Raw genomic sequence first — 16,623 nt, 5'->3', positions numbered from 1 at the left:
TCGTTTCCTCCCTCAGCTCGCAGCCATCTTCGCTGCGCCATCCTGAATGGCCTTGACGATGTTGTGATAGCCGGTGCAGCGGCAGATATTGCCTTCCAGCTCGTGGCGGATCGCCTCTTCCGTCAGCTCCTTTCCGGCCGCCTTATACCGGGCCACCATGTCGGTCGCGGACATGATCATGCCCGGCGTGCAGAAGCCGCATTGAAGCCCGTGATTTTCCTTGAACGCCGCCTGCATGGGATGGAGTTCACCATTGGCAAGCCCCTCAATGGTGGTGACTTCCGCGCCTTCAGCGGATGCTGCCAGCATTGTGCAGCTCTTCACCGCCCGCCCGTTGACGTGAACGACGCAGGCTCCACACTGGCTCGTGTCACAGCCCACATGTGTGCCCGTCAGGCGTAGTTGCTCGCGCAGGAAATCCACCAAAAGTGTGTTGTCCGGCACAGAGGCACGCGCTGCCCTGCCGTTCACGGTCATCGAGATTTCGGTCATGTATTCCTCCCTTGCCTCGGGCTCATTCCGCGGATGCGAAACAGCGTCCTAGGTTGCGATGCGTCCTGCTCCTTCAAATGGATAAGCGAAGGTGCACGACAATCCGGTCGTGGATTGACGCAGCAGAAACCGCGTCAACACGAAAAAATCCGATAGGCTGTATGAATTTGGATAGCGCCTACGCAAGTTGAGGCACCCGATGAGGCGCCGCGTCCGCGCACCCGGCGCAGCGCATTTGCCGACAACGAGAACAAAAACCGCCAAGCCACGCCTCCCGCGTTAGCCTGCGACCGCGCCAGCCAGCCGAAAGCTTCAACCAGTTCACTCCCTAGGGTCATTTAAGCGGGGTTTTCGGCGAAAGCCAAGGCCCATTCAGGTATAGACCAAGAAGAATGCAAGATCAGAAGCCTTCGGGAGCAGGATCCTGCAATTTGAAAGCACTGCCCTCGACACGATAAATGGAGCAATTGCGCTCCACCGCTCCGGAGGCGGTGAAGCGGAATGAACCGAGCAGGCCACGAAAACCGGATTTTGCGGTCAGGGTGGAAACCGTCAAACCGGCAGCGCCTCTGGCTCTGGCAATGCCGATGGCGAGCGCTGCAGCATCAAACCCATAGGCGGCGTCCTTGCTCATTGCCCTGCCATATCTGCTTCGGAAATGCTCGGTGATGTTCCCAACCGAGAGCTGGTCGACGCGGCACATGAGTACACCCGCGACCGCAGGGCCAGGCGACAGTTGCGGCGTTGAAAGGACAAGCGCGTTCTCTCGCAGCGCGCCAGTTGCTCGCAGCGCGGCCAAAGTGGCTGCCGGTGCCTTCAAACCAGGTGCAAGGACGAGAGCATCTGCTGCCTGAAGCCGTGCAGCTTTGCCTGCCATTTCACTGGTGGAGTTGGTTGCGACAGGCACATTTGCGACGATGTTGCCGCCTTCCGCCTTGATGCCTGCCTGCAGCCTTTCCAGCGTTGCACGGTCCGCGTTGGCTGGGTGCACGACAGCGATGTTTCTCCGGCCGGCCCCGATTGCGTAAGCGGCGGCTTCGACACTGCTATCCACTTCATCCGACATGAACGCAAAAAAACCCGCCTTGCGCGCCATCCCGTTTGACACCAGCGCAATAACCGGTGGAGTGGTGCCGCCCGCCGGGACAGCACTCAGGAGGTTCGCCTGAGAGGGGCCGATAATGATCCTGGCGCCGCGTTCAATGAGGGTCTCCACGGCCTTCTTCGTATCGGCAGCATTGGGCCGGGCCGTGTAAACAGCAAGTGTAACCTGATCACCGCCAAGCTGCTCGGCGGCAAGCTTGGCACCGTCTCGGTAGTCACGCTCCGAGGCGCGGGCCGCGCCGGCAAGGTTTGTCACCATGCCGATTGTCACTGGTCCGGAGCCGACCGTTTCGACGCCCGCTGCGGAAGGAGAGATGCTGGCGTCTTCGACCTTCAGCGCGTCATCAACTCCCGAAGACTGGCAGGCTGCAAGGGCAAGCGCGGCACTTAGCGCCACTGACCGCGCCAGTCTCATGGAAAAACGCGCGTTTACACGGTGCTCAGAGCGCAGGTCTCGTGTCAAATTCATCTAGGAGCCGGATCAACAGGATCAGTACATGTAGCGAACCATGCGGGCGTGGAAACACTCGCATTTGTTCAGATAATCCTCGTCCCGATATTCGGATTGCAGATAGCCATAAGCCTTGCCACAGGCGACCTTGGCTTCGGATGCCCAGACGAAGGCGGGGCGTGCCGAATTGATCCATTGCGGGCTATCTGCAACGGCCACGGCCTCATCCATCAGACGGATGACCTCATCCGTGAGTGACGCATTGCTGGAAATGGAGAGGAGCCGAGCATTTTGCGCCACCGGGCAATACCCTCCGACTGAAAGATCAGCAGTCTGCGCTGGCCCGGCCAGAACAGTTGCTGCAATCATGGCAAATCCCAAAGTGAGCTTTTTCATAGGTCCCCCCTCGGCGTTGCTCGCCCGTGGTGTGTTCCCTGACCGGAAAATTACACCTTTCCAGCCGGCTTATCAAACCTGCGGCCGCCAACAGGCGGCCGCTCCGGCCCATTCCGTTCAGACCGTGCCTGAATTGTCACTGCCGTCATCCTCATAGAGGATCTTGATGGTGGAGGGTGTCTGCGGCACGTCGAACGTGGCGACCGTCACCCAGTCCTCGGATCCGGCCGTTCCATCGGCATCCACCTGCAATTGCGCGGAATTACCGGGATTGAGCCTGACATAGTCGGCGACATTTTCCCCGGGGCCAACAGCGACGAGCTCCGTGAGATCCACCACATCTTCCGATCCGAAACCGATGATCGCATCCGGATCGAGCGCGGCCAGCGCCGACTGATCGATCACCACCGTGTCCTCGGCATTGTCGATGTCGGTAAGGACATAGGTATCCCGTCCCTCCCCTCCGATCAGCAGGTCCGCACCTTCGCCGCCGATGAGTTCGTCGTCTCCGACACCGCCAACAAGGACATCGTTCCCGCCCATACCGAGCAGTGTCGAGCCGCCGTCATTGCCGATGAGCACCTCATCGGCGCCGGTTCCGGTGATGAAGCTGCCCGAAACTCCGGTGATCGTTACATGACCATCAACCGAGGCGCTTCCTGTGGAAGCTGTGTAATCAAACCCGCCGCTGGAGAATGCCGGAGTCGGGTCATACTCGACACGAACATTGTCGAAGTAGACTTCGGCATATTCGTTGTCGTTTTCTTTCGATGTCATCAGCCCACCGAGAGACAGCGTGTGTTGGCCAGGCGACAGTGTTATTGTCGTTGAGAAGGTTTGCCAGCCCGTTGACTGAGCATCGGAGTTGCTGGAACTCGACCCAATGAGTTCATCAATCACCCCGCCGGTTCCAAACGCGTTCCCATCGACGTCGGCGAGCACCCAGACATCGTCCGTATTGTCAGACTGTCCCGATAGGAAGGCGTAGTAATCGAATGTGATGGTCACGGTGGTCGTGCTGGCGAGGTTGAATGAGCGCGTGAATGCGCCGTTCATATTCTCGTGATTGTCGTTTCCGCTGCCTCCGAGGGACAAGGCCAAGGCACCGTTGTTGGCTATACCGCCCGTCTCCCTCTGGCCAGACGCGTCACTTCCCGTCGCCTGATAGTATTGGTCCGCGTAGCGATTGTCCTCATATGAAAAGCCGCCCAGCCCGCCGCTGAAATCTTCGTCGACAAAAGATGCCGGAGCATTGGACGGCGTGAAGACCACGCCATCGAGCAGGTTCACATGACCATCCTGCGCATTCTGGACCGCGGCGACGGTGAGCGGAGAGCCCTTCCCATCGTCGTTGTAGAGCAAGGCCTTAATCGGAATGCTGATCGCGGAATAGTCGGTGATGTTCGTCAAGACGAGATCATCAGCAATTTCAGGTGGCGGCAAGACATTCACCGTCAGCTGGGTGGTCGAGGTGTCGCCATCATTGTCAATGATCGCGTAATCGAACGTCTCGGTCCCCGCCACTGTTCCCGCATTCGCCTGGAAATTCCAGTTTCCAGTCAGGAAATCGAGTTCAAACACCCCACCCAGCGGCGTGTCGACCTCGAGATCGCTGCCTGTCTGAACCGGCTCACCGCCATCATTCGCGATCTGATCGGTGTCCGGGTCATAGGTGTAGGTTACTCCATCGACCGTAACTGCATGAAGGCGACCGCCATCTGCGCCGAAACCGTCATCGTCGCCGCCGCCGGCAGCATTGTCATCCCCCAAAAGGAGATTGCCGGAAACGCTCACCTGATTGGCGAGGTCGAGAAGCGCGTCGACAAGGTTTTCGAAACCGGAGACCGAAACGACCGTGTTGTCGCCATCGGCCTCGTCGACATCCTCCAACTGCTCGACATCGATGTTGTTGCCGATACCGACCGTCTGAACCGTCACATCATTGTCCTGAACAAAGTTGTTCCAGGCGATCTGTGTGCTGCCGTAGAGAGAATGGCCGCCGGCGCCGATCTGCTCATTCGGATTGCCATCGCTGAGGAAGAAGACCTGATTGTTGTAACCGTCCAGTGGTGTAAAGGTCGCCATCGTTTCCTCAATGGCCGCGGTGAAGTCGGTGCCTCCATTGTAGGGCCGCGACCCGCCTTCAGCAGGATTCCAGGCGTTAATCTGCGCAGCAAAAGACGCGTAATCCGTGAAGGGTCCCGGGGCAGACAAAGCGCTCGATGAAAAGGCGACCAGTTCGATCTGCACGTCACCCGTTGTGCCGGCGAAGAACGCCTGCCCGGCGGCCTTCACGGCATCGAGCATCTGATCGAGTTCACTATTGCTCACGCTGCCGCTGAAATCGAGCACGAAAGCAATGTTGAAGCTCTCGGTTCCGAGGGTCAGGCTGGCCGTGTCCGGCTTCGCTGTCGGTCCGTCGTCAAGGATCGATACGTTCAGGGTGTCAACGGCGGAAACATCGCCATCGTCGTCCGTCGCCCGAATGTGAAAGTCATCGGAGACACCTTCAGATGTACCGGTGTCCGGGTTCTGCGGATGGTCGGGCGAGTTCTGGTCGAGTTCATAGGCCCAGGAATAGTTTCCCGCTCCATCAGACGTTACCCTCAACGTCCCATTCGCCCCGACCACATCCACCGGGCTGCCGGCCGTTGCGGCTGTAACGTCGATCCAGTCGCCGTTTGCGTTCTGCACTTCCAGAACGGAAAGCATGTCGCCGCTGCCGAGTGTTATCGAAAAAGTGCCTGTATCCGCAATGCTCGCGATCCCGGCCTCAGAGCCGGTGGGAAGCCCCGCTTCATCGACTTCACCATCCGTCACGCTCATCGTCGGGGGCGCGTCCGGCTCCAGGTGAATGTCGATCTGGGCTGCCGCCGTATCGCCGTCACCATCGACGATTTCGATGGGAAGGCCGAAGTCGACCGGGTCGGTGCTGACAACAGAGGTGCCGAAATTGCCCACCTTGAACGGTTGCCCACCACTCCAGTGCGCTTCAAGACTGTTGTAGCCATCTGCCGTGTAGGTCGCGATCGAGGTGTTGTTGACGACACCAGCAACCGTCACCTCCTGGATCCCGCCATTGTCGATGAAGTTGACCGTGAAGTTGTGCCCGCCCACCGTGACCGGTTGGGCAGTGCCGGGCGTGACAAACACGGTTTGACCACCGTACGATATTGCAACCCCGGTAATGTCCTCCTGGCTGCCGTCGCCAACCTTAGTAGCGACCGGCCCGGTGCCGTCGTCGTCAAACGCACGGAAAAGGACGGTGGACTGGCCGGAAAGACCGCTTATCCCCGTAAAGTCAATGGATGCGCCGTTGGTCGTGTAATGCCCATCGAAGGTATGGTCTTGGTTTCCGGGAACCGAATAATCCCCCGTACCCGCATTGTTGCCACCAAGGTCCGTCACAAAGTCCAGACGGACCCCCTCCCCGTTGCCGACGCTGCCTCCTGTTCCAACACCACCATTGTTGGCGTTGGTGTTCATCGTGCCGCCATTGTTGCCCGGGTTGAACGAAGCTGCGGGAATTGGCGTCAGGAGCAGGTCGGAGCTTCCATCGTCGGCAGGCGTGAAGAAGCCAGCCCATGGTTCGTTGCCGCCTTTGAAGTCATAACCCCCGTCATTGAAATCGACGAAGGACTGACTGTCGACCGATCCATCCATATCGACCGAGTAGGTGCCGTTTGCCGGGTCAAGCGTCACCGTGAAAACGGTGGTTCCGCCGGCGCCGCCGATCTTGCCGGTCAGAACCGTCCCGTCTCCCGAGAGATGGTAGGTGATGGGCTGTCCCCCTGAGGTCAAGCCACTGTCCTGCCCCTCGGTGACCGTGAACCGCACCGTGCCGGCACCATCAGCCCCGTAATTGTCGATGACCGACCCGTCCAAATCCAGGTTGAAGACCTGTGGTGTCCCGGCCGAGTTGCTCAGAACCGCATCTTCGGGGACGATGACCGTCGGTCCGTCGTCATCGAACCGGATCGAAAGCGCACTGGCGCTTGTCGCCGTGGCCGTGTCGCCATCGGCATCCGTCACCGTCTGGACAACGGAAATGGCTGCTGCACCACCAAGGAAGAGCGCATCGTCATGTGCCGCACCCGGGCCGCCATCGACAGTGTGTTCCAGCGTCTCGTGCTGCGTGACCGTGACCGCGCCCGTCGCGCCATTGATGGAAACCGTGAAGGCGGGCGTCCCGACGCCCCCCCCGGCGCGACCTTCATAGACGGTGTCGGAAACCTTCACGAGAATGATCTCGTTCGCCGCACCCGACTGGCCTGTCAGCCAAAGGCCGGTCGCCGCACCGTCGGTCGCGGAGAACGAATAGGCCACTGAGCCGGCGCCATCTGCCCCGAAATCCGGGGTGGCGAACAGGCCCTGGATGTCGCCGGCCTGAATCTGACCGGGGTTGATCCCGTCCGTGCCAGAGCCGCTGCCATCGGATTCATCGAGCACAACCGATGCTGTCTCGCCGGCTGCAGCCTCGGCCTTCGGCACATCGTCGATGATGTCGATGGAGATCGTCCCGGTCGTGGTGTTGCCGAATGCATCGGTGGCAACATAGGTGAAGCTTTCGGCTCCGCTGATGGTCTGAACCCCGTCATCCGCCGTCGCGTTCAGATAGTTGGAACTCAGCGTGTAGGTATAGGTGCCGTCGCTGTTGACCTGGATCGAACCATAGGTGCCTGCCGTCACCGCATTGCCGCCGGTCTGCAGGGCGTAGGTGTAAGGCCCGGTGCCACCGGTCGCCGAGGCCGTACCGCCGGAGGTCTCGTCCGTGGAGCCCGGCAGCGAACCCGTCACCGTTCCCGGGACAAGATCGTCACCGTCCTTGTTGAGGTCCAGCGCCGCTTCATTTACCGTGACCGTGTAGTCGGGCGTCGCCAGACCACTGTCGTTGACATTGATCGTCAGCGTGGTGGTGGACGGATCGCCGTCGGCATCGGTGATCGTGTATGAGAAGACGTCCTGAACGGTACCGCTCGCAACAGCGCCCGGTGTGGACTGGTAGCTGTAGGAGCCGTCGGCGGAAATGGTAAGCGTGCCATACTGGCCGTTGACCACGGTGTTGGTGCCCACATTCGTTGCGCTGCCACCCGCCGTGGTGGCCACGATGGACGTCACCGTCGCGCCATCCGCGCCCTGAACGTCAGCGACACCATCCGTCGCGTTCGCGTCCGAGCCGCCGGAGCCTGTCAGGACATTGCCGTCCGCAATGCCACCTTCGATGGCACTGTCCGTATCGGCCATGGCCTCTGGGACGTCGTCGACGATCTTCACCGACAGGACATCATTGGCGCTCTGGCCATCCTGATCGGTCAGCACAACCGCAAAGTCCTCGAACAGGTCGTTCTCGCCCGCGCCCGTGCCATGCGCCTCGTTGTCGACAAGCGTGTAGCTGTAGCTCACAACGCCCGTGCCGGCGTCATAGCCCGTCACATGGAGCGTGTTGCCGAGGCCGGTTGTCACCGAACCCGCCGTGAACACGCCATTGGTGATGAAGCTCTGACCGCCGATCGTCAGCGACGCAATGCCATCGGGCGAGCTGATCGTGAACGTGCCCGACTGTGTCGTGCTATCGCTGCCGTCCGAACCGGCCGGCTTGCCGCCGCCGCGACCCGCCGCAAGGTCATCCTCGTCAACCACCACATCGCCACCATCCGCCTTCGGCGTCAGGTTGCCGATCTCGGGCGGTGCATTGCCGATGTCGATCGTCAGCGTCGTGTGCGTCAGGTCGCCGTCGCCGTCCTTCAGCGTGTAGGTGAACACATCCTGGACGCCACCGGCCGTGCCGGCATCGCGGGTGTAGCTGTAGGAGCCGTCCGCGTTCAGCGTCAGCTTGCCATAGGCGCCCTGGATCACCGTGCCGACCGTGGCAGGATTCCCCGATGTCGCATCATCCAGATCCGCACCCGTGTTGCCGACGGCAACGCCGACGACAGAGGCATCGTCCGCACCGACCGTGTCGGCACCGCCATCGCCCTCAGCATCCGTGATCACATTGCCCGTCGCCGGGCCGAACTGGCCGGCACCGATGCTGTCCGTATCGGCAACCGCAACCGGCGCATCGTCGATGATGGCGATGGCGATCGTGCCAGACTGGCTGTCGCCATCCGCATCCGTCACCGTCACGCCGAACGACACACCGTCCGGATCGGCAAACGTGTTGTCCGTCAGCGTGTAGCTGTAGCTGATCGAGCCCTGACCCGTCACCGCATTGTAGCTGTAGCCCGTCACCACCAGCGTGCCCGTCGCATCGCTCGCCACCGTCTGCGGGAACGGATCGCCAAGGGCGAGCGCCGTGCCGGCAACGCTGACCGACTGGACGCCATCCGGCGCCGTGAACGTCACCGTGCCCGACGTCGCCTCCGACGGATCGTCATTGTCCGTGCCGTCGCCATCCGCGCTCTCGCCCGAACCCGCAGGCTCGGCACCACGCTCGGCAAGGCCCTTCTCATAGACGGTCGTGCCGTCATCGCCCGGCTGCGGCGTCGTCACCGTCACACCGCTGTCGCCGATGTCGATCGTCAGCGTCGTGTGCGTCAGGTCGCCGTCGCCGTCCTTCAGCGTGTAGGTGAACACATCCGACACGCCGCCGGCCGTGCCGGCATCGCGGATGTAGCTGTAGGAACCGTCCGCGTTCAGCGTCAGCTTGCCATAGGCGCCCTGGATCACCGTGCCGACCGTGGCAGGATTCCCCGATGTCGCATCATCCAGATCAGCACCCGTGTTGCCGGCGGCAACGCCGACGACAGAGGCATCGTCCGCACCGACCGTGTCGGCCCCGCCATCGCCTTCCGCATCCGAGATCACATTGCCCGTCGCCGGGCCGAACTGGCCCGCACCGATGCTGTCCGTATCGGCAACCGCAACCGGTGCATCGTCGATGATGGCGATGGCGATCGTGCCAGACTGGCTGTCGCCATCCGCATCCGTCACCGTCACGCCGAACGACACACCGTCCGGATCGGCAAGCGTGTTGTCCGTCAGCGTGTAGCTGTAGCTGATCGAGCCCTGACCCGTCACCGCATTGTAGCTGTAGCCCGTCACCACCAGCGTGCCCGTCGCATCGCTCGCCACCGTCTGCGGGAACGGATCGCCAAGGGCGAGCGCCGTGCCGGCAACGCTGACCGACTGGACGCCATCCGGCGCCGTGAACGTCACCGTGCCCGACGTCGCCTCCGACGGGTCGTCATTGTTCGTGCCGTCACCATCCGCGCTCTCGCCCGAACCCGCAGGCTCGGCACCACGCTCGGCGAGGCCCCGCTCGAAAACGATGGTACCATCTTCCTCGACACCCGGCGTGCGGATTTCGACCGACGCATCGCCGATATCGATCGTCAGCGTCGCCGTGTCGGTGTCCCCGTCGCCGTCCTTCAGCGTGTAGGTGAACACATCCTGGACGCCACCCGCCGTGCCTGGATTGCGCGCATAGCTGTATGAGCCATCCGAGGAGATCGTCAGAACGCCGTAGAGACCCTCAACCACCGTACCGGTTGCGACAGCGGTGGCTGGCCCTTCGGCAGAGGTCGCGATGACAGAGGACACCACTGCGCCATCCGCACCGGGTGTATCAGCGCCATTGTCGCCATTGGCTTCAGTATCCGTGATCAGATTGCCCGCCACCGGGCCGAACACGCCGGGTTCGATCGTGTCTGTGTCGTCCACGGCAACCGGGCCATCATCGGTGATGGTGATCGTGAGATTGGCCGTTGCCGTATCACCATTGCCGTCGGTCACGACGAATTTGAAAACGTCTCTAACGATATCGTTCGCGCCAATCTCACCCGGATTGGCGTGATCTGTGGTGTTCTCTGACAGGAGATATTCGAACTTGTACGTGCCATCGCCGTTCCGCGTAACGAGCAACGTTCCGTATGCGCCCTCAACCCGACCGCCATTCGTTACATCCACGCTCACGCCACGCGCGTTCGTAACCACGAGCGAAGCGAGGCCATCATTGCCGGGATCGACGAGAATATTGCCCAAAGCCGTGGTCGTGCCGCCACCGGATCCGGAAGCAAGTGCACTCTCGTTCACCTCGCCGGGCCGCGCTCCGATCCCTACAATGCTGAGCTCGGGAACATCATTTTCCTGTTCTTCGCGAAGTGACGGAAACAGCTCACGCCGCTCCGGTGCGCCGAATTGCAATGCCGTGGGGGGAAGGAGATCGATTACCGGGCCGGCATCACCAATACCGCCATTGGGCGTGGTGAAATTCCCGCCGCCACTCTGCGTGGCAGAGGAAACGACGGTCAACGCGCCATCAGGACCCGCGGCAACGTCGATACCATTGGCCTGCAGCGCAGCGGTGAGCGCCAGCTCGGGTATTTCCACCTCCCCTATCAGGAAGGTGGGTACCTTCAGAGCGGCATTGAGGATTGTGATGCCCGAACCATCGGGTTGAACCAGAACCAGATTGTCGCCATCGAGTTTGATCTCGTCTATGGAGACACCTTCGGGGAGCCGAACGATGTTGTCCGCGCCCGGTGTTATCGTTTCGGGAACCTCGAGAACAACCGATGTGGCCCCGGGTTGACCAGCGGCGGGGTCGACCGGGACCGGCTCTCCGGCGCTATCATCCTGTGCGACCAGAAGTGCGGGCCGATCGACCTGACCGGATAGGTGGTCTGTCGCTTCTCCGACAGCATTCGTGTGTGCGTCGGACGTATCGGTGCGATCTTGGTTGGCCATGATAACCCCCGGGGAACAGATTTCCAGGAAGCGGGCCACACCGGTCTAATTGGCACAATGCAATGTAAAGCGGATCGATATATTATTTTATTCGCTTATGTGAGATATTTATTTCTGGTTAATCTAAAAGTATATCATGATATATATTTCAATATAAACCGCTTCTTTCACATCCTCAGGGCGACGTGTCGGCGGCTCAGAAATGGTTAGCGGAAAATTACACATCAAATAAAACTTTTATATAAATACGCTTAAATCCGCAAACCCATAATAATCCTTGCCGCTTAATCGGCATTTCATCTGCATCCCCTATCTTTTCCACAAGATCCGGGGGCGGAAAGATGCATTTAATAAAAAATATACATACTCGGTGGGGTGCGTCATTTCTATTGTCCGCACTGCTACTGACAGCAACGCCCCAGCCGACTGTTGCAGGACATATTGCAACAACGCTCACCTCCTATTTTACCACATCCAGCGTGAACTTTCCTACGGCTTCAACCGCCATTGCGGCGGCCGGCGATAGCCTTGCCCGGTTAAAACTTCGGTGGAATGCGGCTGTCGGCGAGCTTCCGGCGGGAAAAATTGATGCTACAGCCTCCTCCACAATGGAGATGCGACGCAAAAAGCTCAAGAACCCTGCTTCTGCAACAGGCGTGTTCGGGTCAGTGGCCATCCCTTTCAAGGCTCTCCCGTCAGCCGCAAGCTGGCAGCGCGTTTACCCGTCAATCGAACGGGCGGAATTCGCCAAATGCACAGATGACCGCGATTGCGCACCACGCGGGATCGCACTTTCGCACCTGGTTCAGGAGATCAAAGCCAAGCCGTTTCTACAGAAGCTGGACGCGATCAATCGAGCGGTCAATCGTTCTGTCACCTATATGTCGGACCGCGCCAATTATCGCCGGTTGGATGTATGGGCAACGCCGATGCAGATCATCAACCGCGGCCGGGGAGATTGCGAGGATTATGCAATACTCAAGATGGCTGCCCTCAATGCGGCCGGGGTTCCCCTGACAAGCATGTCGGTGGTTGTGCTTCAGGACCAGAGCCGTTCCCTGTTTCATGCGGTATTGGCCGTTTCCACGACCAAGGGACACTATATTCTCGACAATCTGCATGATCGGGTGATGAAAGACACCGCACTCCCGAACTATCTGCCTCTCTATTCGCTCAGCGGCCAACGCTCCTGGATCCACGGCAAGGAGCGCGATGATTCCATGGTGGCAGCGCTTGCCCCTTTGCCGCGCGATGTGGCACCTGGAGAAGGCTTCAAAGCCGCTTCCGGACACGGAATAGCCAATCAACGCACCACCGCGAACTGACGGATGTCCATGTTTCTCAATTGGGCAAAATGAATCCGATGATCGCCTCCCGATCAATCAGCGGGGCGAGAATTGCATTGAGGCGACCGCGGATCAACTGACGCTCGACGCCGATCACGAAGCCGACCGTCGCCGGCCCGCTGCCCTCGATCCTGAGTTTTTCGATCAAGTCTGAAAACTGGATATCCAGCGACAGTCGAACGCCCTGTCCCGTGGCGTCGGAAGCGAAACTTGACAGGCGGGACTGGACGAAACCGATGAATGCCGGATTGTAGGCCATCAATTGTTTGTCACCGGTCAGTGCAAAACATGGTGAGGGGCTCGCCATGACCTGATTGCGCACCGCCTGTCGACCGGTCTTGCTAAGGGCGGCTTCCAGCTCCTGCTGCAGGTAGGTTACCGCCTCGACCCGCAAAGCCGAGGACAGGTTCGCGCCCTTTTCCAACCGGCTTTCGCAAGCCAGGATAACGTCGCCCACAGAACAATTGCGTGCATCGGCGATCTTTTGCAGCACCGTCCAGAAAATCTCTTCGAGGCGAATGCCCCGTCGAACGCTACCGACGCGGAGCACACGGAACCTGGGCTGGAAGGCCCAATCCTCATCTCTCGGGATTTCAGCAGGTTTCGTCATGGTTGCTCACCGCTCGCGAAGCGCTTCATTGCGCGCCTTGTTGATCGGCTTCATGAGGTAGGCGAGTATGGTCTTCTTGCCGGTCATAATGTCGGCGGTGGCCACCATGCCGGGAAAGATCGCATGGCTTTTGCCGTCCCGGATCAGTTCGGCCTGATCGGTTCTGACCCGCACCTGATAGTAGGTTTCGCCGGTGTTTTGATCCACAAGACTGTCGGCGGACACATTCGATACCTCACCTTCGAGCCCGCCATAGATCGAGAAATCATACGCGGTTACCTTGATGAGCGCGGGCTGCCCGGGCCTGACAAAGGCGACATCGCGGGGTGAAATTCGTGCTTCCACCAGCAATGTGTCGGACGTCGGTACCACGCCGGCCACGACAGTACCTGGCTCCACATAGGCGCCAATCGTGTTCACCTCCAGGGTGTTGATAATGCCGTCCACGGGAGAACGGATATCCGTGCGTGCCACCCGGTCACTCGCACCGCGAATGGTCTCTTCGATGACGGAGAGCTCCGCCAGCGCCTGCGTTTTCTCGGCCAGCGCCTCCTGCTGCATCTGCAGGCCAAGCTCATCAATCTGCAGCGTTGCCTCGTTGATGGAGGCCTCGATGCGCTCGACGGCCTCGCGGGTGGATTCGAGCTGGCCACGGGTTTCGGCGAGTTCCTTCTGGACGCGCAACAATTCCGTCTGCGCGACCAGCTTGCGTTTGACCATGGGCGCCAAAAGATCGGCTTCGCGCTGCGACAGCTCCAGGTTCTCTTCCAGCCGCGTGATGTTGGCGCGCGCTTCGTCGAGCTCATTCAACCGCTGAAGGCGTCGCTCGATCAGAACAGAGCGTTTGTTCCCGATAGTGTCCGCACGGGCCTTCAGAAGCCTCGCCTCATTCTGGCAGATGTCTGGCGCAACCTCCTGCAGCTCTGCGGGACAGACATATTCCCCTTCGAGCTCGCCTTTTTCCTCCAGTTCAAGCCGTGTGACCTGCGCGCGCAAGGCGCGTGCACGTGCAGCCGCTTCCCCAAGCGATGACGCCGTCGCCGTGTCATCGAGTTGCAGGATCAGATCGCCTTTGCTTACGGCCTGCCCAATCGTCACAGCGATTTCCTGAACGATACCAGCCTCGCTCGATTGAACGATCTGGGTTTTCGAGACCGGTATGATCTTGCCTTCGCCACGGGCGATCTCCTGCACCTCGGCAATCGATGCCCAGCCTATGAAGGTCATCATCAGGGCTGCGATCACGACCAGCCCCAATCGTGCAGCCAGTGGAGGACGGTCCATTGCAATCCGCCTTTCTTCTTGCCTGAGCGCCCGATGGAAGAGCAGCAAGAGGCCTATTGTTTCCTTCCCGAACGCCCGCTCCCGGCGTTCTTCTGCAATTCCTCGATCACCCTCTCCTTGGGCCCGTCGGCGATGACGCGCCCCTGATCGATCACCACCAACCGGTCCACCAATTGCAACATGCTGTGCCGATGGGTGGAGATGACCAGTGTCACATCTTCGCGGAACGCCGTTTTCATTCGGGCAATAAGCTCGCGCTCGCTTGCCAGATCCATGGCTCCCGACGGCTCATCCATAAACACGACCCGTGGATCGCTGAGCAGAACACGAGCGATGGCGACTGCCTGTCTCTGTCCGCCTGAGAGCTGGCTGCCACGCTCGCCCACCGGCATGTCGTATCCTCTCGGATGGCGGGCAACGAAAGCATCGACGCCAGCCGCTTCCGCTGCGGCAACCAGTTCATCATCGCTCGCCCCCGGCTTTGCCATGAGCAGATTTTCCTTCACCGAGCCCGAGAAGAGGTCTGCGCTCTGCGAGGTGAAAACGACGGCGGAACGCACGACGGAAGGATGATATTGACGGATGTCCACGCCATCCAGGAGCAGGTTACCGCTGGAGGGTGGATAGAGGCCGGCCAGAAGCCGGCCAACGGTGGTCTTGCCCGACCCGATGCGGCCGATTATGCCGACGCGTCCACCGCCCTTGACCGAGAGATTGAAATCCACCAGCGCCGGGCTTGCTGCCTCGGGATAGGTGAACCCCACATTGCGAAAGTCAACGTCACCGGAGCGGATCTCGCGATTGACGAACCCCGCACTCTCCGGCCGATCCTCCGGCTGTTCCATGATCGCGTTGAGAATGCGCAGGGACAGAAGCGCCTGACGCAGGCGCGAAAGCGTCATGGCGATCTGACCAAGCGGAGCCACAGCTCGGCCCGACAGCATGACCGTGGCGATGATTGCACCGGTGGAAATATTGCCTTCAGAGAATTCATAGGCGCCGGCAACCACCAGCGCGACCGTCACAAGCTGCTGAACGAACTGCGTCATGTTCGCTGCCCATGCGGACAACTGCTTGATGCCCTCCGCGGTACGCGACGCGTTCTTGGCCAGTTCGCTCCAGCGGCGCAGCAGAGTGCGTTCAGCACGGAGGGATTTCACGGTCTCGATGGTGGAGATCGTTTCCACCAGCAGTGACTGGCGTTGCGCGGCTTCATTGTTGGCGGCGGCCACACGCCGGCCGATCCGGGACTGGGCAATCAGACCGATGATCAGGGCAAGCGCGAATGCTGTCGCGGGAATGACCGCGAGCCAGCCGGCAACACTGTAGATGACGGCAATGAACACGAAGATGAAGACGCTGTCGATCAGCGTGCTGATCGTGTTCGAGGTAAAGAATTCGCGCACGAACTCATACTGCGTGACCCGATTGGCATATTCGCCCGTCGACATCGGGCGGGAGGCCATAGTGGCGTGCAATACCTTCTCGAACAAAAGATAGGAGAGTTTCAGGTCGGCCTTGCGGCCGGCATAGTCGATCAGCGCCGCGCGCATGCTTTTCAGAAGCAGGTCGAAAAGGATCGCGCCGGCAACACCCAGCGCCAGAACCCAGAGCGTGGCCGTCGCCTGATTGGGCAGCACCCGGTCATAGACATTCATGACGAACAGGGGCGAGGCCAGCGCAAGCAGATTGACGAAGAGAGCCGCTATGGCGACCTGGGCATAGGATTTCCAGAACGGCGCAAGCGTGGTCGTGAGCCAGTGGCGCTTTTCGATCTGCTTTGCCTGGGTCGCGTCCGTGCTTTCCGACTGGTTCAGATAGATGACACTGAAAGAAAGGATCAGCCGGATGTTCCTGGAAAGCACATCCTTCAGCGCAATGCCTTCTTCCGCAATCGGATCGGGGAGAAGCGTGGTGCGCAGATGATCGTTGGGCAACGGCTCGAGGAGCGCCTGTGCCGTGCCGTCTCCGAAAACGACGAGCACGGGCAGATCGAGCGCGCCACCGGCGAGTTCACGCCGGCTGTGCTGCTCCACCTCGAGCCCGATGCGCGCGGAAAGGCGCTCTATGTCCTCAAGGGACGGGTTGTCTTCATCGAAAGGTGTGTCCGAAAACAGCACCGTCTCCGAGCTCGGACGGGCCAAAAACTGCGCAATCTCCCGAAAGGCAAACCTGAAACTGCCTGCCTGAAGCGGCGTGCCGGCCACGGGATTATTGCGGAGCTGTTCCACCTTCCTCCTCTATGCCACCTT

The 16,623-nt window shown here is 60.3% G+C and carries 8 protein-coding genes; 1 reads left to right on the top strand and 7 read right to left on the bottom strand.

Annotation, left to right across the window (positions count from 1 at the left end):
* Positions 1-12 precede the first annotated feature (12 nt).
* The 4 genes from AC2CHD_RS09980 to AC2CHD_RS09965 all read right to left on the bottom strand — a co-directional run bounded on the left by AC2CHD_RS09980 (position 13) and on the right by AC2CHD_RS09965 (position 11,131).
* Positions 13-492 (bottom strand): (2Fe-2S)-binding protein, encoded by a 480-nt coding sequence (locus AC2CHD_RS09980; protein WP_484553550.1) that lies wholly within the window; start codon positions 490-492, stop codon positions 13-15.
* Between the two features lie 400 nt (positions 493-892).
* Positions 893-2,065: an ABC transporter substrate-binding protein gene (locus tag AC2CHD_RS09975; protein WP_484553549.1), complete on the bottom strand. Its 1,173-nt coding sequence runs from the start codon at positions 2,063-2,065 to the stop codon at positions 893-895.
* 21 nt (positions 2,066-2,086) lie between these two features.
* Complete coding sequence (locus tag AC2CHD_RS09970) at positions 2,087-2,443, bottom strand: hypothetical protein (RefSeq protein ID WP_229448018.1); 357 nt, start codon at positions 2,441-2,443, stop codon at positions 2,087-2,089.
* A 117-nt stretch (positions 2,444-2,560) separates the two neighbouring features.
* Positions 2,561-11,131: a DUF5801 repeats-in-toxin domain-containing protein gene (locus AC2CHD_RS09965; RefSeq protein ID WP_484553548.1), complete on the bottom strand. Its 8,571-nt coding sequence runs from the start codon at positions 11,129-11,131 to the stop codon at positions 2,561-2,563.
* A 614-nt stretch (positions 11,132-11,745) separates the two neighbouring features.
* Here AC2CHD_RS09965 and AC2CHD_RS09960 point away from each other — a divergent pair.
* Positions 11,746-12,456 (top strand): transglutaminase-like cysteine peptidase, encoded by a 711-nt coding sequence (locus tag AC2CHD_RS09960; RefSeq protein WP_229450613.1) that lies wholly within the window; start codon positions 11,746-11,748, stop codon positions 12,454-12,456.
* 16 nt (positions 12,457-12,472) lie between these two features.
* Here AC2CHD_RS09960 and AC2CHD_RS09955 read toward each other — a convergent pair whose 3' ends face one another.
* From AC2CHD_RS09955 to AC2CHD_RS09945, 3 genes are read right to left on the bottom strand one after another with little or no spacing between them, the layout of a single operon-like run.
* On the bottom strand, positions 12,473-13,087 hold the full coding sequence (locus tag AC2CHD_RS09955) for a ribbon-helix-helix domain-containing protein (protein ID WP_484553547.1): 615 nt from the start codon (positions 13,085-13,087) through the stop codon (positions 12,473-12,475).
* 6 nt (positions 13,088-13,093) lie between these two features.
* A complete protein-coding gene (locus AC2CHD_RS09950; RefSeq protein ID WP_484553546.1) occupies positions 13,094-14,371 on the bottom strand; it encodes an HlyD family type I secretion periplasmic adaptor subunit in 1,278 nt (425 codons plus the stop codon).
* Positions 14,372-14,424: 53 nt separating this feature from the next.
* On the bottom strand, positions 14,425-16,602 hold the full coding sequence (locus tag AC2CHD_RS09945) for a type I secretion system permease/ATPase (protein ID WP_484553545.1): 2,178 nt from the start codon (positions 16,600-16,602) through the stop codon (positions 14,425-14,427).
* Positions 16,603-16,623 lie beyond the last annotated feature (21 nt).

It is taken from the genome of Nitratireductor sp. ATLC21 (assembly GCF_057196525.1).
The sequence above is the reverse complement of the archived record's forward strand: the minus strand, read 5'-3'. Positions and strand labels throughout refer to the sequence as shown.

What these genes read in the sequence shown, in the direction of transcription:
- AC2CHD_RS09980 (WP_484553550.1), bottom strand. Translation starts at nt 492, where the DNA reads ATGACCGAAATCTCGATGACCGTGAACGGCAGGGCAGCGCGTGCCTCT.
- AC2CHD_RS09975 (WP_484553549.1), bottom strand. Translation starts at nt 2,065, where the DNA reads ATGAATTTGACACGAGACCTGCGCTCTGAGCACCGTGTAAACGCGCGT.
- AC2CHD_RS09970 (WP_229448018.1), bottom strand. Translation starts at nt 2,443, where the DNA reads ATGAAAAAGCTCACTTTGGGATTTGCCATGATTGCAGCAACTGTTCTG.
- AC2CHD_RS09965 (WP_484553548.1), bottom strand. Translation starts at nt 11,131, where the DNA reads ATGGCCAACCAAGATCGCACCGATACGTCCGACGCACACACGAATGCT.
- AC2CHD_RS09960 (WP_229450613.1), top strand. Translation starts at nt 11,746, where the DNA reads ATGCGACGCAAAAAGCTCAAGAACCCTGCTTCTGCAACAGGCGTGTTC.
- AC2CHD_RS09955 (WP_484553547.1), bottom strand. Translation starts at nt 13,087, where the DNA reads ATGACGAAACCTGCTGAAATCCCGAGAGATGAGGATTGGGCCTTCCAG.
- AC2CHD_RS09950 (WP_484553546.1), bottom strand. Translation starts at nt 14,371, where the DNA reads ATGGACCGTCCTCCACTGGCTGCACGATTGGGGCTGGTCGTGATCGCA.